This is a genomic window from Arachnia rubra (assembly GCF_019973735.1).
GTDB classification, from domain to species: Bacteria; Actinomycetota; Actinomycetes; order Propionibacteriales; family Propionibacteriaceae; genus Arachnia; species Arachnia rubra.
Genome location: NZ_AP024463.1, coordinates 960,124 through 979,821, shown reverse-complemented (window position 1 = coordinate 979,821; position 19,698 = coordinate 960,124). Strand labels below are relative to the sequence as shown.

The 19,698-nt window shown below is 62.5% G+C and carries 16 protein-coding genes, 3 tRNA genes and 1 pseudogene; 5 read left to right on the top strand and 15 right to left on the bottom strand.

Annotated elements, in window-relative coordinates:
- Positions 1-69: 69 nt before the first annotated feature.
- Positions 70-3,544, bottom strand: a pseudogene (rpoB, locus tag SK1NUM_RS04310) (DNA-directed RNA polymerase subunit beta).
- A gap of 1,488 nt (positions 3,545-5,032) precedes the next feature.
- Here rpoB and SK1NUM_RS15420 point away from each other — a divergent pair.
- Positions 5,033-5,935 carry an endonuclease domain-containing protein gene (locus SK1NUM_RS15420; protein ID WP_396020928.1) on the top strand — a complete coding sequence of 301 codons (903 nt, stop codon included), beginning with the start codon at positions 5,033-5,035 and terminating at the stop codon, positions 5,933-5,935.
- A gap of 225 nt (positions 5,936-6,160) precedes the next feature.
- On the opposite strand, the gene SK1NUM_RS15415 is transcribed toward SK1NUM_RS15420, so the two are convergent.
- Positions 6,161-6,694: a YdcF family protein gene (locus SK1NUM_RS15415; protein WP_223927940.1), complete on the bottom strand. Its 534-nt coding sequence runs from the start codon at positions 6,692-6,694 to the stop codon at positions 6,161-6,163.
- 822 nt (positions 6,695-7,516) lie between these two features.
- On the opposite strand from SK1NUM_RS15415, the gene SK1NUM_RS04295 reads away from it, so the two are divergent.
- Positions 7,517-7,960, top strand: coding sequence for a transposase family protein (locus SK1NUM_RS04295; RefSeq protein ID WP_212325771.1), 444 nt, complete (start codon positions 7,517-7,519; stop codon positions 7,958-7,960).
- A gap of 20 nt (positions 7,961-7,980) precedes the next feature.
- Positions 7,981-8,247 carry a transposase family protein gene (locus tag SK1NUM_RS04290; RefSeq protein ID WP_212325768.1) on the top strand — a complete coding sequence of 89 codons (267 nt, stop codon included), beginning with the start codon at positions 7,981-7,983 and terminating at the stop codon, positions 8,245-8,247.
- Between the two features lie 796 nt (positions 8,248-9,043).
- Here the strand turns inward: SK1NUM_RS04290 and rplL are convergent.
- Positions 9,044-9,442, bottom strand: coding sequence for a 50S ribosomal protein L7/L12 (gene rplL, locus SK1NUM_RS04285; protein ID WP_212325766.1), 399 nt, complete (start codon positions 9,440-9,442; stop codon positions 9,044-9,046).
- Between the two features lie 74 nt (positions 9,443-9,516).
- Complete coding sequence (gene rplJ / locus SK1NUM_RS04280; RefSeq protein ID WP_212325764.1) at positions 9,517-10,128, bottom strand: 50S ribosomal protein L10; 612 nt, start codon at positions 10,126-10,128, stop codon at positions 9,517-9,519.
- A gap of 290 nt (positions 10,129-10,418) precedes the next feature.
- Here rplJ and SK1NUM_RS04275 point away from each other — a divergent pair, with 290 nt between their 5' ends.
- Both SK1NUM_RS04275 and SK1NUM_RS04270 read left to right on the top strand, forming a co-directional pair.
- The gene (locus tag SK1NUM_RS04275; protein ID WP_212325762.1) at positions 10,419-12,164 is read left to right on the top strand and encodes an ABC transporter ATP-binding protein/permease; all 1,746 of its coding nucleotides are present in this window, start codon (positions 10,419-10,421) and stop codon (positions 12,162-12,164) included.
- Positions 12,161-13,825, top strand: coding sequence for an amino acid ABC transporter ATP-binding/permease protein (locus tag SK1NUM_RS04270; RefSeq protein ID WP_212325760.1), 1,665 nt, complete (start codon positions 12,161-12,163; stop codon positions 13,823-13,825). Before SK1NUM_RS04275 ends, SK1NUM_RS04270 begins: the two co-directional genes overlap by 4 nt.
- 664 nt (positions 13,826-14,489) lie before the next feature.
- Here SK1NUM_RS04270 and rplA read toward each other — a convergent pair.
- From rplA to SK1NUM_RS04215, 11 genes are all read right to left on the bottom strand, one after another.
- On the bottom strand, positions 14,490-15,188 hold the full coding sequence (rplA, locus tag SK1NUM_RS04265) for a 50S ribosomal protein L1 (protein WP_212325751.1): 699 nt from the start codon (positions 15,186-15,188) through the stop codon (positions 14,490-14,492).
- Positions 15,189-15,269: 81 nt separating this feature from the next.
- Complete coding sequence (rplK, locus tag SK1NUM_RS04260) at positions 15,270-15,698, bottom strand: 50S ribosomal protein L11 (RefSeq protein ID WP_212325749.1); 429 nt, start codon at positions 15,696-15,698, stop codon at positions 15,270-15,272.
- Positions 15,699-15,797: 99 nt separating this feature from the next.
- Positions 15,798-16,589, bottom strand: coding sequence for a transcription termination/antitermination protein NusG (gene nusG / locus SK1NUM_RS04255; RefSeq protein ID WP_212325748.1), 792 nt, complete (start codon positions 16,587-16,589; stop codon positions 15,798-15,800).
- Positions 16,586-17,095: a preprotein translocase subunit SecE gene (secE, locus tag SK1NUM_RS04250; RefSeq protein ID WP_223927807.1), complete on the bottom strand. Its 510-nt coding sequence runs from the start codon at positions 17,093-17,095 to the stop codon at positions 16,586-16,588. Before secE ends, nusG begins: the two co-directional genes overlap by 4 nt.
- 75 nt (positions 17,096-17,170) lie before the next feature.
- Positions 17,171-17,243, bottom strand: a tRNA-Trp gene (locus SK1NUM_RS04245).
- Positions 17,244-17,330: 87 nt separating this feature from the next.
- Positions 17,331-18,353 (bottom strand): UDP-N-acetylmuramate dehydrogenase, encoded by a 1,023-nt coding sequence (locus tag SK1NUM_RS04240; RefSeq protein WP_212325746.1) that lies wholly within the window; start codon positions 18,351-18,353, stop codon positions 17,331-17,333.
- Entirely contained in the window at positions 18,346-18,759 is a 414-nt protein-coding gene (locus tag SK1NUM_RS04235; RefSeq protein WP_212325744.1) for a MaoC/PaaZ C-terminal domain-containing protein, read from the bottom strand. Before SK1NUM_RS04235 ends, SK1NUM_RS04240 begins: the two co-directional genes overlap by 8 nt.
- Entirely contained in the window at positions 18,752-19,180 is a 429-nt protein-coding gene (locus SK1NUM_RS04230) for an FAS1-like dehydratase domain-containing protein (protein ID WP_212325742.1), read from the bottom strand. Before SK1NUM_RS04230 ends, SK1NUM_RS04235 begins: the two co-directional genes overlap by 8 nt.
- 73 nt (positions 19,181-19,253) lie before the next feature.
- Entirely contained in the window at positions 19,254-19,424 is a 171-nt protein-coding gene (rpmG, locus tag SK1NUM_RS04225) for a 50S ribosomal protein L33 (RefSeq protein ID WP_124843412.1), read from the bottom strand.
- A 52-nt stretch (positions 19,425-19,476) separates the two neighbouring features.
- Positions 19,477-19,552, bottom strand: a tRNA-Met gene (locus tag SK1NUM_RS04220).
- A gap of 34 nt (positions 19,553-19,586) precedes the next feature.
- Positions 19,587-19,659, bottom strand: a tRNA-Thr gene (locus SK1NUM_RS04215).
- Positions 19,660-19,698 lie beyond the last annotated feature (39 nt).

Here is a 19,698-nt window from a genome sequence, read left to right as displayed (position 1 = left end):
CCGGCGGGTGCCTGTGCCTGAAATCTGAGGTTTTAACTGGTGCCGGCAACCGGCGTGACTGAGTCAGACTCAGACTTCGCTGACGTCAAGGAAGTGGTCGCCTCCGGGACGCCGTCCGAGATCGATGCCGAAGTCCTCGGCGTTGCGCAGGTCGTCCTCCGAGTCCCGCAGGTCGATGACGCGCCCGTCCCCGGAGAGGACCTCGACGTTCAGACACAGCGACTGCATCTCCTTGACGAGCACCTTGAAGGACTCGGGGATGCCGGGCTCGGGAATGTTCTCTCCCTTGACGATGGCCTCATAGACCTTCACCCGGCCGGGAACGTCATCGGACTTGATGGTCAGCAGTTCCTGGAGCGCCCAGGCAGCGCCGTAGGCCTCAAGAGCCCACACCTCCATTTCGCCGAAACGCTGGCCACCGAACTGCGCCTTACCGCCCAGCGGCTGCTGGGTGATCATCGAGTACGGGCCCGTAGAGCGGGCGTGGATCTTGTCGTCGACGAGGTGGTGCAGCTTCAGCATGTACATGTAGCCGACACCGGTCTTCTCCGGATAGGGCTCGCCGGAGCGCCCGTCGAACAGCTGCGTCTTGCCACCACCATCGATGAGCCGCTCCCCGTCCCTGGTGGTCAGGGAATTCTCCAGTAGGCCCGTGATCTCGTGCTCATCTGCGCCATCGAAGACTGGTGTAGCGACGCGCGAGTCAGCCTCAACACGGCCAAGGCCCACGTCACGCAGCCGGTCCGCCCAGGCCTCTTCGATGCCCGTGATGTCCCAGCCGGTCTTGGCAATCCACCCAAGGTGGTTCTCCAGCACCTGCCCGATGTTCATCCGGGACGGGACGCCGAGGGGGTTGAGGACGATATCGACCGGGGTACCGTCTGCCAGGAAGGGCATGTCCTCCACGGGCAGGATCTTCGAGATGACGCCCTTGTTGCCGTGCCGGCCGGCCAGCTTGTCGCCATCGCTGATCTTGCGCTTCTGGGCAACATGGACCCGCACCAGCTGATTGACCCCAGGCGGCAGCTCGTCGTCGTCGCGGATGTCGAAGACCCGCACACCGATGACAGTGCCCGACTCACCGTGCGGCACCTTCAGGGAGGTGTCACGGACCTCACGGGCCTTCTCACCAAAGATCGCGCGCAGCAGGCGCTCCTCGGGAGTGAGCTCCGTCTCACCCTTCGGGGTGACCTTCCCGACGAGGATGTCGCCGGCGGAAACCTCAGCGCCAATGCGGACGATACCGCGCTCGTCGAGGTCCGCCAGCATCTCGTCGGACACGTTCGGGATGTCGCGGGTGATCTCCTCCGCGCCAAGCTTGGTGTCACGGGCATCGACCTCGTGTTCCTCGATGTGAATCGAGGTGAGGACGTCGTCCTGCACAAGACGCTGCGACAGGATGATGGCGTCCTCGTAGTTGAGGCCTTCCCAGGGCATGAACGCCACCAGGAGGTTCTTGCCGAGGGCGAGTTCACCCTGATCGGTGCAGGGCCCGTCAGCAAGCGGAGTTCCGACCTCCACACGATCACCAGCAGCCACCAGCGGGCGCTGGTTGATGCAGGTTCCCGCGTTGGACCGCACGAACTTCTCCAGGCGGTACGAGGAGTAGGTGGCATCGTCGTTGGCGACCTCGATGATGTCCGCGGTGACGGAGGAGACCACGCCGGCCTTCTTCGCAAGCGTCACGTCGCCGACGTCCACGGCCGCGCGGTACTCCATGCCGGTGCCGACAAACGGGGCCTCGTTACGGATCAGCGGCACAGCCTGGCGCTGCATGTTCGCACCCATCAGAGCCCGGGAAGCGTCGTCGTGCTCGAGGAACGGGATCAGCGCGGTGGCCACCGAAACCATCTGGCGGGGGGGAGACGTCCATGTACTCGACGTCCGCGGCCGGGATGGTGTCGACGTCGCCGTGCTTGATGCGCACCAGGACGCGTTCCTCGGTCAGACGGCCCTCGGAGTCCATAGCTGCGTTGGCCTGGGCGATGGAGAAGCGGTCCTCCTCGTCGGCGGTCAGGTAGTCGATCTGGTCGGTCACCTTGCCGTCGATGACGCGTCGGTACGGGGTCTCGATGAAGCCGAAGGCGTTCACGCGCGCGAAAGACGCGAGGGACCCGATGAGACCGATGTTCGGCCCCTCGGGGGTCTCGATGGGGCACATCCGCCCGTAGTGCGAGCTGTGGACGTCACGCACCTCCATGCCCGCACGGTCACGAGAGAGGCCGCCGGGACCGAGCGCGGAGAGGCGCCGCTTGTGGGTCAGCCCCGCGAGGGGGTTGTTCTGGTCCATGAACTGCGACAGCTGCGAGGTGCCGAAGAACTCCTTCAGCGCTGCTGTCACGGGACGGATGTTGATCAGGGTCTGCGGGGTGATCGCCTCGATGTCCTGGGTGGTCATGCGGTCGCGGACGACGCGCTCCATACGCCCCAGGCCGGTGCGCAACTGGTTTTGGATCAGCTCACCGACAGTGCGGAGCCGGCGGTTGCCGAAGTGGTCGATGTCGTCGGCCTCGATGGGCAGGCCATCCAGGTCCTCCTTGTGCTCATGGAGGGCGACGACGTATTTGATGGCCGCAACGATGTCCTCCATGGTGAGAACCTGGCTGTCGAATGGCAGCTCTAGGCCAAGCTTCTTGTTGATCTTGTAGCGGCCGACCTTTGCTAGGTCATAGCGCTTCGGATTGAAGTAGTAGTTCTCCAGTAGCGCCTGGGCGGCATCACGGGCCGGAGGCTCGCCGGGACGCAGCTTGCGGTAGATGTCGAGCAGAGCCTCGTCCTGGGTGTTGACGGTGTCCTTCTCCAACGTCATGCGCATGGACTCGAACTCCCCGAACTCCTCAAGGATGCGGTCCTCGCTCCAGCCGAGGGCCTTGAGCAGGACGGTGACATTCTGCTTACGCTTGCGGTCGAGGCGCACGAAGACCATGTCGCGCTTGTCGATCTCGAACTCCAGCCATGCGCCACGCGACGGGATCACCTTGCAGGAGTAGATGTCCTTGTCGGAGCCCTTGTCGGGGGTCACCTCGAAGTAGACGCCAGGGGAACGGACGAGCTGGGAGACAACCACGCGCTCAGTACCATTGATGATGAAGGTGCCCTTGTCAGTCATCAGGGGGAAGTCACCGATGAACACGGTCTGCGACTTGATCTCGCCCGTGTCATTGTTGACGAACTCCGCCGTCACGAACAAGGGGGCAGCGTAGGTGACGTCACGGTCTTTGCACTCCTCGATGGAGTGCTTGGGCTCCTCGAAACGATGGTCGCGGAAGGAGAGCGACATCGTCTCGTTGAAATCCTCGATGGGCGAAATCTCGGAGAAGATCTCCTCCAGTCCGGAGCGCGTGTTCACGTCGGTACGGCCGGCGGCCAGACGCTCCTCCACATCGGCCCGCCAGGCCTCATTGCCGATAAGCCAGTTGTAGGAATTGATCTGTAGATCGAGCAGATTGGGGACCTCGAGTGGCTCATGGATCTTCGCGAATGAGATCCGACCACTGGGCAAGACAACATTGGTGTTCTTCAACGCAGAGCGCGAGGCGGCCAAGATTCGGTCCTTCCGGGAACGCGGCTGGTTCGTCGCACAACAAAGGACCCGCGTCAAATCACGGGCACGATTGCAGAGCAGGGCAACAAACCACTATAGGCCCTGGAGATGCCAGACGCAAGCCACGATGCAAAGTTCCAGCAGTCAACATGGTAGCGGACTTGAACCCTGACGCAACGGGAGCGCGTCCCGCCCCTACTGACGGCGCCCAACCCTCACTACACAGCTGGCCTCTGCAGACTCCTTCAGTAGCCGGTCGTCGTAGGCAACGACATTCTCCGGACACACCTGGTGTCGTGTGTGCGGAGTTCCTCAGAGGGAGGCGGTTCCGGGGCGGATGGTGCGCCAAGGTAACCAAGTGAAGCGCTACCGGGTTGAACGAAGTGAGACGCCGCACCCGGGGCCGAAAACACCGGCGAACTAATGGCACGGATACACTAGTCTTTGCAGACTCCACTACTCCAGCAGGGCTCTGTGCTAAGGCCAGCCTGACGGCGCTCGTCCCAGGAACTACGCAGCCACGTCCTTCTCCCGCATGGCTGAAGGCCGTCGCGGTGATAGACACTGCTTTGTTCTTCTTTGCTCTCCGGACCCTTTGCTCTCCTTCCCCGCTCCACCCACCGTGCACGAAACGCCGAAGCGGAACTTTACGCCGTCGCTGCGCTCCGCCTGGGGCCCTGGATGCGGCGTTTCGTGCCGACGGCGTGAGCTCCAAAGCCCCAGAGCTGCTGGCTTCCCTCACCCTGTTCCCGCTGGCCCCGGACCGCTGTCTCCACGGCAACGGAGGAAACCGTCTCAGCAGCCGGTACCGGTCTAAAACCGCAAACTGCGAGGCAAGTGGGTGCTTCATCCGGCCTAGTCGCCGCCAGGCATCCCGCTTCATGAGACTGGACCAGCAGAGGAACCTCACAAGAACAGGGAGCTCCACACTCTTGGGCAGGTGCTCCGGCTTCAAACAGCCACAAAACTCAACATCTGGCGTGGCGTACCGCCGTCTCAGAGGACACGGAACAGCCTCCTGGGAAACCGCAGACAATTTTCTGGAGTCGCTCCGTAGGAAGACACAAAGTCGGTGACCTGACGGGTGACCGGTGGCCCGGACTTCTAGCGCCGCTCCCCCTCCCCCGAGCTGGCACGAAACGCCATGCATCGCATCGACTGTGACGTCCATGTACGGCGTCAGTACAAGCGACGGCGTTTCGTGCCGAGAGTTAGCTGGCGGATGCGCAGATGCTGCGAGGGGCATCTAGGCACCCTGCTCAAAACGCGGGTACATGTACGTTGACGATGGTCCGCAACCGGGAGGGTGGCTAGGGATACAAGTCAGCGATTCCCCATGGGTAGAGCCTGAAGTTTTCCACAGCGACGGGTATGCGGCAGCAGGTCGGTAGATAATGACCGCGTCCTGCCCAGCATGAAGGCGTGAGGATCTACAAGTCGCTGGCTGGTGCCGGCGTAACATCACGCAAGGATCTGCGTCAGGCCGGTATGACACGTCGTCAGATCGATGCCGCAGTCCAGGCCGGCGACTTGGTCAAGATCGACCGATGTCGTTTGGCCAAGCGCAATGCCGATCCTGACGCCATTAAGGCAGCTCGTGCTGGGGCCTCGTTGACCTGTGTCTCTGCACTGCAGAAGCTGGGAGTGGCGGTTCCACCCGGGAAAGCCCTCCACATGAGGCAGCGTCGCTACTGTCGGCGAACTCGGGGGCTTCCGTCCGGAACACTCCTGTGCAGGATCCCTAACAACTCTGCCGGACGCCCGATCGACCCGCTGGAGACCGCTCTGGAATGCCTGATCCGGAATCATGATGACGAAGCTGTCGTCATGGCGCTCGACAGCATTCTGCACCAGCACCTGCGTACCCGAGCAGAGCTGGCATCTGTGATGCAGAGCATCAGCAGTCGAGCTCAAAGGCTGTTATCCGAAGCCGATTCAAGGTGTGAATCGCCCCTAGAAAGCGTCCTGCGACTCCGGCTTAAACGTCGTGGCGTCCATCCCCGTTCCCAGGTGAAGATCCCTGGGATCGGCCGAGTTGACTTCCTCATCGGAAGACGTTTGATCATAGAAGCTGACGGAGCCGCATTTCATAATGATCCCGATCACTTCGAAAACGACCGCAAACGAGACCAAATGGCACTTTCGCTGGGGTATGTGGTGATCAGAGTGACCTGGCGGCAGCTACAGGACGATTGGGCGAGCGTGCTTGGCCTGATCCGTGACCTAGTGCGATGCCGGACACATCTGCGAGCGCCCGAAAGAATCTCGAGAGGCAGATCCCTGCGAAAATCAGCTGCCCAGATGAACCCCAGAACAAAAGACTCACCTAGCTCTATCCGCCAATGGTTGCGCCAGGCACGCGAGTACTTATGGTCGCGAACTGGGCCGTAGAAATACTGTTAGATAGGAATCAGCCAGGTCGCAGCATGAGACGCCACCGTCGTCAACGCACGGATCCGTTCTCCTTCACCTTGCTGCTCGCATCGGCTACGCCCCCTGTCCGCGGAATCTATCAGGAACCCGGCCAGCAGGGATTGACGCTGCTGCCTCCCTTGCATCACCTGGCTCCGCTGACTCATCGTGGACACGAGTTCAATATGTCACCCTTCGAAAGTCCTAGCTGTTCCCATCTAAACGGCGTCTTTTGGTGAAATCCCTAGACAATACACGGAGCAAGTCGAATGTACCGACGATAGCAGTGAGCATTCGGAGCAGCCCCCACTCCCCCAGTTGAAAGTCCTGTGACGGAATGAACCGATGCCGCAGCAACTTGTCCTCACACGTCAGGTAGATTCTGAGTTTCAGACCATGCAATGGATTTGATGCAATGGCGATCCGTTCAGCGTCAGCCAGCAGCGGGGCGGCATACAATGCGTTCTCAAACGTACTCCGGGACGCGCGCTCTACGACAATAGTTCCTGGAAACCCCAGACGCCGCAGTTCACGCGTCAGCAAGTCAGCCTCCGGTATTCCAGAACCAGCAGGGTCGCCCCCGCATGCAAGAATCCGTGCCTGCGTGCCGCAGCGTTGAGCAGTACGATACGCGGTCCTAGCCCGCCACCGATTCACGGCATTGGGATGGTGAGGATCTGAGTTCCGGAAACCAGGTACGACCACCGTAACCGCTACTCCGTCATAGCGCCGGGTCATCAGTCGAGAAGCGACGGCTTCCAGGCACTCGGCAAAAGCCCAGGCGCCCAGCAAAGCCATCCAGAGGCTCTTTTTCATATCTTCAAAACTACCTGCCGATCTCCCCCGTCAGTACGTGACCGCTGACGCGCACCTCCATAGCATTGCTGAATCCGGACCGAACGCGTGCACGAAACGCCGTGCGTCTACCGCCATGCCTCTTCTCACTCCCGCTCCTCTGCAAGAAACGGCGTTTCGTGCGCACCAGGACGGTCGTAGATGTCGATACAGCCAATCGCAACTGCGGGCTGGTACGTCGCAAACACAGGGTCAGCGTTGAGTCACAAACGCGACTCAAGAGACTATTCTCGAGGAATTTTCGGCCCGGTAAGCACCTTGTCAGTCCAGGATTGCTTACGGTTGTGAATAGCTTCCTCAGCGACGCATCGTAAGCACAGGGTCAGGATGTTATTCATAGTCGGCTTCCACTGTGGCAACACTCGCCGTCAACGCCAAGTTGTCTGTGCCTGTGATTAATCCTCTCAGCATGCATGAACGTGGCTTCAGCGATTCGGCATAGGTTGAGTCGCTACTCGTTGATGACGAAGTCGCAGGTCACGGCGCTGCCCTCGTAGATACAGACGCACTTCAAAGACCAAGGATGTGGCCACCCGCTCAGCCGGTTTTTCACGTGCCGGTTCTAGGAGGCTTATTCATGGGGTTTGTTGACACGCGTTAGAAGACGTAAGGGACGGCTTGCTCTTTTGAGATAATTGGGTGTGAAAACAAATCATCACAAGAACAAGCCGTCCGTAGGGAATGCTAGCACAAAACTCGACACCAGTGAAGTCCTCGACTTGTGCGCAGGCATCCACACCCACACCAAAGGCCAGCTACCTGCTGGCTGGCTCACGAACCCTCGGGCTCTTCACCAGTATCCGCCTCATACTTTTAGCGTTGCGCCATAACCTCACACAAGAACTCCTCGCGGAGATCTTTGAGATTTCTCAACCCACGGTCAGTAGGATTATCAACGCCTACGTCCCACTGATCGCCGGGAATCTTCAAGCCCAGATCCCTACCGTGGAGGACCTTGACCCGACCCAGCAGTTGATCATTGATGGTACTCTCCTGCCCTGCTGGTCCTGGCGGCGGCATCCAGAGCTGTACTCAGGTAAACACCACACCACCGGAGTCACCATCCAGGTGGCCTGCACCCTGACAGGAAGGCTTGCCTGGGTCTCGCACCCCTTCCCAGACAAGCACCCTATGACCTTACAGCACTAAAAGACTCCCGACTCCTCGACATGATTAATCAGACCATCCATATTGGTGATAAAGGCTATGCCGGTGCCGGGATGATTACCCCGGTCAAGAAACCAGCCGGTCATGAATTATACGACAGTGAAAAGGAGTTCAACAAGAAAATCAACACTATCCGCTACCTCATAGAACGAAGTATCGCGCAATTGAAAACCTGGCGCATCCTTCACACCGACTACCGCCGCCCCTACGCAACCTTCACTACCACCATCAACGCCGTCCTCGGAATCATATTCACCTACACCCCATGAATAAGCCTCTAGGAGAGTTAATCACAGGCAGCCCCCGAAGGGACAGAAATCCTTAGGGCTTATTTACGGTCACGAGAAACTCGTGCCGACAAGGAGTTTTATCATTCTGCGGGCTGACTGTGAGTAACCCTCCTTGTCAGACCAAGTTATTCAAGCCGTGATTAAGCCTCCAGGTCCGCCGGATTCATCGTCTACACCGCCGGAAACGGTAAGTTGTAGTGGATCACGGACATGAAACGCCGGCCTGTGCCTATCAGACGACGTCGTATGCCTTGGAATCAACCGGACAGGGCGTTTCGTGCGCATCCGGGGCGTGGAAATCACTCACCAAATACTGTTGGGGCGAACGGATCCAAAGGCTGCTGGAGCCGGCTCTATACCGCAAGACAGACGAAGCATCCAGCACCAAGAGGCTTATTTACAGCCGCAATCGACCTACTCTGGCAAGGAGTTTTACTGTTTATCAGCCGCCCTATGAGTAAGCTTCCAAACAACAAAGAGGATTATTCGAGGGAAGCCTGGGAGCAGCAAAATCCCTTACCAACGCTGCGTTAACAAGGATTCTGCTGGACTAAAAGCCGCTCGTGAAATTCGTGCCGGAAGTCCTTCAGTGGGCGGTTCCAGGACAGACGCTGGACCGAGACAGCCAAGCTGGACGCAGGCAACACAGCGAGGTGGACCTCAGCATGCCGCATCTGGAGCCAGAAACTGGCGCACGGCACGCGACACCAGGTAAAAGCAAGCTGGCCCGCCCTTTGGGACGGACCAGCTGCGACTTCCGGGTGACCGGCAGGAATCACTTGATCTCGACAGAGCCGCCGGCGGCCTCGAGTGCTTCCTTGGCCTTCTCGGCGACGTCCTTCTCAACCTGCTCGAGAACAGGCTTCGGAGCGGACTCCACCAGATCCTTGGCGTCCTTCAGGCCGAGGCTGGTGAGGGTGCGCACCTCCTTGATGACAGCGATCTTCTTGTCGCCACCCGAGGTGAGGATGACGTCGACCTTGCCGGAGTCAGCCTCCTCAGCCGCGCCGGCGTCACCACCACCGGCAGCCGGGGCACCGGGAACCACGGCGGCAACCGGAGCAGCAGCGGTGACGTCGAAGGTCTCCTCGAACAGCTTCACGAACTCGGACAGTTCGATGAGGGTCATCTCCTTGAAGGCATCAAGGAGCTCTTCCTTGGTGAGCTTCGCCATAATGGGCGTTCCTTTCGGTTAAGCATCGCAAGCAGTCAAGCTGCGACGGATTTCTTTTCCGCAGCGGCTGCTGCTCAGGCCTCTTCGGCCGGGGTGACGTCGCCAGCGGCGGCGTCCTCGTTCGTGGCCTCGGCGGCCGGCACGGAGCCGACTCCACCGATCAGGTCCGGGTTCGCCTCGGCGGCACTCTGCAGAGCACCGAACAGGCGCGCACTCTTGGACAGCGGAGCTGCCAGGGTGCCAGCGGCCTTCGCAAGGCTGCCCTTCATGGCGCCAGCCATCTTGGACAGCAGGACCTCGCGGGATTCGAGGTCAGCAAGCTTCAGGACCGCCTTGGCGTCGAGGAACTTGCCCTCAAGAACACCACCCTTGATAGCCAGGAACGGATGTGCCTTTGCGAAGTCGCGCAGCCCTTTGGTCACCTTGGCGATATCGCCCGTGATGAAGGTGAAGGCGGTCGGCCCCGTGAGCGTCGAATCGATGCCCTCGATACCCGCTTCCCTGGCCGCGAGCAGGGCCAGGGTGTTCTTCGCAACGGCGTAGGTGGCCTCTCCACCGAAGGACCGACGCAGCTCCTGCAGGTCCTTGACGGTGAGACCGCGGTACTCGGTCAGCACCACGGCAGCGGAGTCGGTGAACTTGTGCCCCAGCTCCGCAACCTTGGCAGCCTTGTCCGGCCTCGCCATTGGGTCTCCTTCCATAACTGTTGTCGCCTTCGACCCCAGCACATGAAAGAAGCCCCGACGCCGGTGGCGCGGGACCAGAACGGGCACACCCGGTTGGCTTGCGATCACCTGCGCGGGCTCCCCCGCTTGAGGGAATTGAGACTTCGGTCACCTGCGGTCTTCGGCTCGTGAGAGTCTACGCGACGACGTCGCCGTCCACAAATCCGCCGTTGGTCACTCGGCCTGGGTGGGTATTGGCACGGACGTCGACATGAGCTATCTTTGAGACACTGTGTTGCAGGAGATTAATCATGCCTAAGAAGCAGAATATGAGCAACGCACCCGTATCGGAATTCGGGAGGCGGTCAATGCTGCTCGTCGGCATCCTCCGGATGGGTTCCGCGACGTTCCTCGGGGTGGTACTCGTGATACTCGGACACACCTGGGGTGGGATGCTCGAACAGACTCCCCCAGATGGCGCAAACTGGTTGTGGCTGGTTCTCGCCGCCTTGATCGCCGGGGCCAGCGCCTTCGCCGAAATACTGCTCGGCGGGTATTCAGCCCGCCAGGAAGAACGCCACCTCAGAGCCCGGCTGCTCGACGCGTATTTCCGCACGATCGTCCGCCCCATGACTCCTGGTGCCGTCGCAGCACCAACTGCCCACGCAACATCCAATGCCCAGCGGGGGCATGGGCACTCCCACGCTACCTCAGAGAAGACCTCGTCTGGTCAGCTGGTGACCCTGATGACCGACAACGTGGAGCGCATGTCCGAGTACCGGCAGGTCTATCTGGGCGCGACCATCGCTGCGATAGGCGTCCCTTTTCTCACACTCGGCTATGTTGCCCTCCTAGATCCGTTACTGGGACTAGGAATCATGGCGGCCTGCCCTCTGGTGCCGTTGGCCGTCTGGGCTTTCATGCGCCTGTTCCGCAAGGTCTCGGCAAATTCCAGAAGAGAGCGGGCTCGCCTGTCGGTGCAGTATTTGGACGCGCTGCGCAATCTCATTCCGATCCGGCTGCTGGGGGCGGGCAAGCGGATCGAAGACCGGCTGAGGGCTCAGGGTGAAGCCAATCGCCGGGCCATCATGCGTCTGCTGGCGGGCAACCAGGTGGTAATCATTGTCCTCGACGGCGCCTTCTCGCTGCTGCTGATCTGTTGGGCTGTGTACCTCATCGGCTCCCGGCTGGCGGCCGGGGCAATCACGCCGGGGGAGGCAATGTCTGTCGCCCTGCTACTCACCCTGATGCTAGAGCCTATGTTGCAGGTAGCGGGCTTTTTCTACATTGGTATGAGCGGCAAGGCGTCGCAACGTGCCATCGCACGGCAGCTGTCGCGTATCCCAGCGGACCGCCCCGCCACAGCCGTGGCGAAACCCACCGAAGCAGCAATCAGCATTCAGGGAATCCACCACGACCACGGCCGGGGACCTGTCCTCAAAGGCCTCGATCTGGACGTACCACGTGGAGCAAAGGTCGCGATCATGGGGTCCTCAGGGGCTGGAAAATCGACGCTGCTGTCTCTGCTGCGCGGGACCCTGCCCATCCAGCAAGGAGCGATCGTGCTCGACGGCCAGGACCTCGGCGCAATCACACCCGAGCAGGCCTGTCAGCTCTCGGCATCCGTCGCCCAGGCCACATGGCTGTTCTCAGGCACCGTCGCCGACAACCTCCGCATGGCGAAGCCCGAGGCTAGCGAGGAGGAGCTGTGGACGGCGCTACGCCGCGCCCACGTGGCAGAAGAGGTGAGGCGGATGCCTCGCGGACTGGATTCCGACGTCGGCGAGCGGGGCCAGCTGATCTCGGGCGGGCAGGCACAGCGCCTGTCCCTGGCGCGGGCATTCCTCTCAGACCGCCGAATCCTCCTGCTCGACGAGCCGATCAGCCAGGTCGACGCAGTCTCGGAGGCTGCCATCATCGACGCCTTGAAGGAGATCGGCCCTAACTGGACGGTGCTGGTGGTCACTCATCGCCATTCGCTCCTGGCTGTCGCCGATTCAGCCCACCAGCTGCGCGACGGCGTTCTCCTTCCACTCGAGACGGCGGGCACCCGATGAAAACCCCCAGCACCCCTGACCTGATCCGCTGGCTGACCGGCATCACCCGCCCGGTTCATACCCCTCTTCTGATCTCTGCCATACTGCGCTGCATCAACCTCGGTCTTGAGCTTGTGCTGTTCGGTCTCACCGGTGCGATAGTCGCGTCCTCCGCGTCCGGACATCCTCTCAATGGCCTGATGCTCTGGATCATCGTGGCCGCCGTGGGAAAGGCGCTGGCCTACTATGCGGAGCAGTTCACCGGCCACTACGTCGCGTTCAAAGCGCTGGAGCTGCTGCGCGGCCATGCCTTCTCCGCTCTTTGGCCGAAGGCTCCGGCGGTGGTGTTGCGCAACCGATCTGGTGATCTGCTACCGGCGCTCACCCGTGACGTTGACCGCATCGAGGTGTTCTACGCCCACACTTTCGCGCCCATGGTCTCAGCCTTCATAGTGCCGGCCGTGGCTCTGACCGCAGTGGGTGCGGTGGCCGGCTGGGGGCTGGTCATGATCCCAGCAATATGTGTCGCGATCGCGCTGCTGGCGATCCCGTTCCTGGGAATCCGGAGTTCACTGCGTTCGACCGCCGAAGGCCTGCGGCTACGCAGACAGCTGGCCGCCCACGTCACCGACTCTGTCTACGGCGTCGACGAGGTGATCTCCTACGGTCGGCAGCAGCAGCGCGCCGCCGAACTCGATGTCCTGGGCAAGGAGGTCCGCGACGCTGCCCGGCCTCCTCTGGTCTTCAAGGGCCTGCGGCGCGGTGTCAATCTCATCCTGATGCTGGTGTCAGTAGCCTCGATCATCCTGATTGGTTCAATGGGCCGGATCGATCCGGTGGTGGTGGCAACCCTGGCCACTGCGTCGCTGAGGCTGTTCGAAGGACCGCGAGGTGTGGAGGATGCCGTCGGCTACCTGGACCATTCGCTGAGCGCCGCGCGGCGCCTATGGGAGCTGTGTCATGCCCCCGAGGCGGTTGCGGACGGCCAGCAGCAGCTGCTGCTGGCTTCGTCCCCGAGCGTCGAGTGGCGCGACGTCGACTACAGCTACCCCGCCGCTCTGCCTGGCAACCAGACTCTATCGAGGGTGTCGGTGACCGCGGCTGCCGGGAAGCGAACCGTGTTCGTGGGACCCAGTGGGTCGGGGAAGTCGACAGCCGCCCATCTGCTGCTGCGCTATGACGAGCTGGGAGGCGGGGACATCCTGGTCGATGGGAGATCGGTAAGGGAATACACCCTCGACTCGCTACGCCGTGCGGTCGTATTGGTGCCACAGCACGGACAGGTGCTGGACACAACTATCAGGGAGAATCTACAGCTGGGATCCCCTGAAGCAACCGATGATGAGCTGTGGCGGGCTCTAGCCATCGCTGAGCTGGCCGACGAGGTGCGCGCCATGCCGCAAGGCTTGATGACAAGGACCGGGAGAGACGGGCGAGAGCTCTCAGGCGGACAGCTGCAGCGTCTCTGCCTGGCCCGTGCGCTGCTGATGAACCCGAAGGTGCTAGTGCTAGACGAGTTCACGGCCAATCTGAACACCGGTCTCGAGTCACGCATCCGGGCCAACCTCGACGAGGCGTTCCCGGGGCTGACCATCATCGAGATCACACACCGCCTTGAGCACCTGGGGTCGGCACATCAGGTATTCGAGTTCGGCCAGGGTCAGGTGGTCGCACGCACCTGAGGTCAGGCAGCTCCGGCGCCGGACAATTAGTCGATGCCACACCGTCCGACATCAAGCACAGCCAACTGTCCGTCCTCACCCACCCCGCCTTGCGGGCACGAAACGCCGCAGGACGTTCGCGTCGCGTTGTCCGCCTGCCTTCTCCACTGCAGCGCACGGCGATTCGTGCACTGTTCCTGCCCCGCATGGAGAAGCACGGAAGTCCTGACCCATATGGAACGGAAGCCCTGTCCGATAGGGGCACGCACGAAACCACGATGCACTTGCCTACCACAAGATGTTCACCGCACAGGTGCTTACCGTGCTTACCGCGAGGTCCACCACGTCCCCTCGGGCACGAAACGCCGCGAGGCGCCAGAAGCACGTCGCCACAGAACCGCCTCACTGCATCGGACGGCGATTCGTGCACAAGGAGAGAGACAGATAGAAAGACAGAAGGAGAGAGACAGATAGATGGTCCCTACGCAACTAAAACGGCCCACTCACAGACCCGGTGACTCACTGCCCAGGGAATGCAACGCGCGTCAGGGCCGTGAGGCCTCTGACGTGCCGTTGATATCCACGAGGACACGTTGCGAAGTCACCCCCCGGCGGGGACTGGGGATTCCATGAGGCGCAGAACCGGGGCGGGCCCCAGCTGGTGCCCGCCCCGGTTGAGTTCACTTTATTCCGCCGGCTTGCTGACGGTGCCGTCGATCAGGACACTCGGCGACATGGTGGCGGAGATCGCCACCTTCTTCACGTAGCGGCCCTTCGAAGCGGCTGGTTTCAGGCGCAGGATCTCGTCCAGCACCGCAAAATAGTTCTGCGTCAGCTGCTCCTCGGTGAATGAGGCCTTGCCGACGATGAACTGTAGGTTCGCATGACGGTCGACGCGGAACTCGATCTTGCCGCCCTTGATATCCGAGACGGCCTTGGCGACATCCATGGTGACGGTGCCGGTCTTCGGGTTTGGCATCAGACCACGCGGGCCGAGGACACGACCCAGACGGCCGACCTTGCCCATCATGTCCGGGGTGGCGACGACCGCGTCGAAGTCCAGGTAGCCGCCTGCCACCTTCTCGACCAGGTCGTCCACACCGACCTCGTCGGCACCCGCTGCAATCGCGGCCTCTGCCTTCTCACCGGAGGCGAAGACGAGGACCCGAGCCGTCTTGCCAGTGCCGTTGGGAAGGTTCACCGTGCCGCGCACCATCTGATCCGCCTTACGCGGGTCGACGCCGAGACGCACCACGACCTCGATGGTCTCGTCGAACTTGGCCGAAGCCATTTCCTTGACCAGCTTCACCGCCGCCTCGGGCGTGTGCAGCTGGGAGCCGTCGCGCTTGTCCGCGGCGGCCCTGTAAGCCTTACTGTGCTTCATGCTGGTTCCATTCTTCTCGTCAGCCTCGCAGGCTGATCCACCAGTTCTGGTATGGGAGTGGTTTCCCTGCCAGGGGGAACGTCACTCGACAGTGACGCCCATGGAGCGTGCGGTGCCCTCGACGATCTTGCAGGCCGCGTCGACGTCGTTGGCGTTGAGGTCAGGCAGCTTCATCGTGGCGATCTCGCGTACCTGGTCCTTGGTGAGGTTACCCACCTTGTTCTTCAGAGGGTTGTCCGAACCCGACTGGATGCCGGCTGCCTTCTTGATCAGCTCAGCGGCCGGCGGGGTCTTCGTGATGAACGTGAACGTGCGATCCTCGTAGATGGTGATCTCCACGGGGATGACGTTGCCGCGCTGGGACTCCGTCGCGGCGTTGTACGCCTTGACGAACTCCATGATGTTGACGCCATGCGGACCGAGGGCGGTACCGACCGGCGGCGCAGGGGTGGCGGAGCCAGCCTGCAGGGCAACCTTGACGAGGGCTGCGACCTTCTTCTTGGGAGGCATGTTGGGTCCTTATGAGTTTGGGTTTGAAACAGTCACATCACAGGACAGGCCAGGGATGTAACGCAACGCGCCATTCTAGGGTCTCGGACGGGCGGGAACCTAACCGACCTTCTCGACCTGCTTGAACTCCAGGTCGACGGGGGTCTCGCGGCCCAGGATCTCCACGAGAGCCCGGAGCCGCTGCTGGTTGGCGCTGATCTCGGTGATCGTCGCGTGCACCCCAGTGAAGGGGCCGTCGGTCACCATCACGGAGTCGCCGACTGCGAAATCGACGACCTCGACCTTCTTCTTCGCGCGCGACACGGAGGTTGACGCCTCGGCGGCGACCTTCGCGACGACGGAAGGAGTCAGCATGCTGACCACCTCGTCCAGGCTCAGCGGGACGGGGGTCTGGCCGTGACCGACGAAACCGGTCACGGAGGGGGTGTGGCGCACTGTCGCCCACGAGTCGTCGGTCAGCTCCATGCGCACCAGCACGTAGCCGGGCAGCACGCAGCGGGTGACGGTCTTGCGGGTGTTGTTACGCACCTCGACGACCTCCTCGGTGGGGACGATCGTCTCGAAGATGTAGTCCTCCATGTTCAGGGAGGTGGCGCGGGAGTCGAGGTTCTGCTTGACCCGGTTCTCCATGCCGGAATAGGTGTGGATGACGTACCACTCCCCGAACTTGGCCTCCAGCTCCTCACGAAGCTTCGCAACCGCCTCGGCCGTGGCGTCGTCGGTGTCCTGCTGCGGCTCGGGCTCGTTGTCCTCCGGCTCGTCGGCGAGAGTGATCTCCTCTTCCCTGGGCTCACTCTCTTCGCCTAGCGGGCCAAGGTCGATCTCGACCTCGTCGCTGGTGGAGGGCAGCTCCCCCAAGTCGATCTCGAAGTCGTCGGTGTTCTCACTCACTGGGGGGTTCCTCCAAACAGGCTGAGCAGGGCCCAAGCGAAGCCAGCATCCAGCAGCCCGACATAGGCGATCATGAACAGCACAAAGAGCAGCACGGCCGAGAACAGCATGGTGAGCTCACCCCAGGTGGGCCACACCACTTTCTTCAGCTCGGCTGCGGACTGGCGCACAAACTGCGCCGGGTTCTTGGCCCGATAGGGATCATGCTCCTCATGAGCAGAGTCAGAGCGTTTCCGGGTGGCCGAGGTCTTTTTGACAGGGGCCTTCGCGGTCTTACGGGCAACCACTTTGGGACGCTTCCTGTCCTTGCCGGAGGCGTCCTTCTTCGATGAACTCTCCGCATCCTCATCGTGGCTCTCGTCCTCGTCGCGGTCGGCGTCCTCTGCGCCGTCCTCGGAGGTTTCCTCACCGACCTGGTCCTCCACACCGGCGATCACCTCGTCGTCGGCGACGGGGTCAGCATCGGAGCGGTCGTCCCCGTCCTGCCGAGTCTTGTCGTCGCTCACGCGCGGTCCCTTTCGGTCAACAAACGAAATGCCTGCCCACCCACTGGGTGGCAGGCGCTGGAAGCATGTGCTTCGCAGGGCAGGAGGGACTCGAACCCCCAACCTGCGGTTTTGGAGACCGCTGCTCTGCCAGTTGAGCTACTACCCTTCGACGCGGCCATGCCCGCCCGGAGACGGATTCGACCTCGCCAGTGACATACCCTACCGCATACCTGGCAAGGGCCGAAATTGTTGTTCAGATGCCAACCCCCACCAGATTGACCTCGGGAACCAAGGTGATGCCGAATCGCTCGCGCACGCCATCCCGGATCTCACGCGCCAGCGAGACGACGTCCCCCGTGGTGGCCTGGCCACGGTTGGTGAGTGCCAGCACATGCCTGGTGGAGAGCGTCGCGGGCCCGGACCCGTAACCGGCCGGGAACCCGGCGTGCTGGATCAGCCATGCGGCGCTGGTCTTGATGCCCTCCCCAGCGGGGAAACGCGGGGCCTCCGCAGGCAGGGCCGCGGCCTGCTCAGGGGTGAGGACCGGGTTGGTGAAGAAGGAGCCAGCCGACCAGGTGTCGTGGTCGCTCTCGTCCAGCACCATTCCCTTCCCGCGCCGGATCGCAAGCACCTTCTCTCGCACCTGAGCGGCTGGAGCACGCTGCCCGGCCTCGACGCCCAGGGCCCGGGCCAGCTCGGGATAGCGGATGGGCTGGCCCAGGTCGCCGAGCGGCAGCTGGAAGTCGACACGCAGCACCACGTACCTTCCCGCCTCGCGCTTGAACCGTGACGTGCGGTAGCTGAAGTCACACTCGGCGGCCGCGAAGGTGCGGATGGCCCCCTCTGCCCGGTCCCAGGTGCGGACCCGCTGGATGAGGGTCGCCACCTCGGCCCCGTAGGCACCGACGTTCTGGATCGGGACGGCCCCCACGGACCCGGGTATCCCGGAGAGGGTTTCCATCCCGGACCACTGGGCGGCCACGGCCCGGGCGACGAGATCGTCCCAGGTCTCCCCCGCGGCGACCTCCAGTTGGGCCCCGGAGCAGTCCGCGGCCTCGGCGCGGACCCCCCGGGTGGCGACCTTGACCACGGTGCCGTCGAAGCCCTCGTCGGCGATCAGGACGTTGGAGCCGCCGCCGAGGACCAGGACCGGTTCGCCCCGGGAGTCGCAGTCGGCGACGGTGTCGATGAGCTGCTTTTCGATCGTCGCCTCGACGAAGCGCCGCGCTGGCCCGCCGAGCCGGAAGGTGGTGTGGTTCGCGAGTGCCTCAGTCAATGCGCACCTCCGCCTTCGCGGCCCCCAGCACCGCGTCGCCGCTGCAGGTCGCGGTCAGGTTGACGGTGGCCACCCCGTCGGCGACGGCGGCGACGGTCCCGGTGAACCGCACCAGCGTGCCCTCGTCGGTGTCGGGAACCACCACGGGGCGGGTGAACCTCACGCAGTAGCGCCCGATGCGGGCCGGGTCGCCGATCCAGCGGGTGATCAGGCCGAGCCCGGCGCCCATCGTCCACATGCCGTGGGCCAGCACCCCGGGCAGGCCGATGGCGCAGGCGTGGCGGTCGGAGAAGTGGATCTCGTTGAAATCCGTGGAGGCGCCGGCGTAGCGCACCACCACCGACCTGGTGACCCGGATCTCCAGGGCCGGGAGTTCCTGTCCCACCTGGATCTCGCGTTCAGTCATGGGGGACCTCCTCGCGGGTGTGCATCAGGGTGGAGCGGGCATCGCAGACCGGCTCACCGCCGACGGTCAGGGCGACGAGGATCGTCACGATGTCCAGGCTGCCGCGGTTGCGGACCCGTTCGATGGTGAGCCGGGCCACCACATCGTCGCCCTCGCGCAGGGGACGGTGGAAGTCGAATCTCTGGTCAGCGTGGACCGTGCGATGCAGCGCCAGTCCCAGCTCTTCATCGCCGAAGATCGCCGCCCAGGCCTGGGCGGCGATGACTGCGGCAAAGGTTGGTGGGGCTATGGGGTGGTCGCTGAAGTAGGCGTGGTTGTCGTCCTGGAGGGCGCGCGCGAACTCTGCGATCTTGGCGCGGCTGACGCGGTAGGCGGGCGCCGGAGGATAGGTCCGGCCTGCGTGCTCAGCGGAAATCGGCATGGGGGAAGGCTACCGGGAAAGCGCCAGGGGCCGCTCCCTGACGGGAGGCGGCCCCTGGTCGAGAAAGAGCGGCTCAGCGGGTCTCGCGGTGCGCACGATGGGTGCGGCAGCGCGGACAGAACTTGTTCAGCTCGATCCGGTCGGGATCATTGCGCCGGTTCTTCTTGGTGATGTAGTTGCGCTCCTTGCACTCAGTGCAGGCAAGCGTGATCTTCGGACGAACGTCCTGCCCCTTCTTGGCCATGATCAGTTTCCCTCATGTGTAGTGGCGCGGATGCGCGCTGACTTCCGGTTTCTGGTGACGAGGGCGGGACTTGAACCCGCGACACAGCGATTATGAGCCGCTTGCTCTACCGACTGAGCTACCCCGTCGAAGTTCCAGCCCAGGATAGCCGGGCAAGAACAGAGCCCCCATGCGGAATCGAACCGCAGACCTTCTCCTTACCATGGAGACGCTCTGCCTACTGAGCTATAGGGGCCAGCCGTCGGCAAACTCTACACGGCCCTTCGCGAGAAGC

Coding starts and splice junctions, on each gene's coding strand:
- SK1NUM_RS15420 (WP_396020928.1), top strand. CDS start 5,033: ATGACACGTCGTCAGATCGATGCCGCAGTCCAGGCCGGCGACTTGGTC.
- SK1NUM_RS15415 (WP_223927940.1), bottom strand. CDS start 6,694: ATGACCCGGCGCTATGACGGAGTAGCGGTTACGGTGGTCGTACCTGGT.
- SK1NUM_RS04290 (WP_212325768.1), top strand. CDS start 7,981: ATGATTAATCAGACCATCCATATTGGTGATAAAGGCTATGCCGGTGCC.
- rplL (WP_212325766.1), bottom strand. CDS start 9,442: ATGGCGAAGCTCACCAAGGAAGAGCTCCTTGATGCCTTCAAGGAGATG.
- rplJ (WP_212325764.1), bottom strand. CDS start 10,128: ATGGCGAGGCCGGACAAGGCTGCCAAGGTTGCGGAGCTGGGGCACAAG.
- SK1NUM_RS04275 (WP_212325762.1), top strand. CDS start 10,419: ATGCCTAAGAAGCAGAATATGAGCAACGCACCCGTATCGGAATTCGGG.
- SK1NUM_RS04270 (WP_212325760.1), top strand. CDS start 12,161: ATGAAAACCCCCAGCACCCCTGACCTGATCCGCTGGCTGACCGGCATC.
- rplA (WP_212325751.1), bottom strand. CDS start 15,188: ATGAAGCACAGTAAGGCTTACAGGGCCGCCGCGGACAAGCGCGACGGC.
- rplK (WP_212325749.1), bottom strand. CDS start 15,698: ATGCCTCCCAAGAAGAAGGTCGCAGCCCTCGTCAAGGTTGCCCTGCAG.
- SK1NUM_RS04235 (WP_212325744.1), bottom strand. CDS start 18,759: ATGACTGAACGCGAGATCCAGGTGGGACAGGAACTCCCGGCCCTGGAG.
- SK1NUM_RS04230 (WP_212325742.1), bottom strand. CDS start 19,180: ATGCCGATTTCCGCTGAGCACGCAGGCCGGACCTATCCTCCGGCGCCC.
- rpmG (WP_124843412.1), bottom strand. CDS start 19,424: ATGGCCAAGAAGGGGCAGGACGTTCGTCCGAAGATCACGCTTGCCTGC.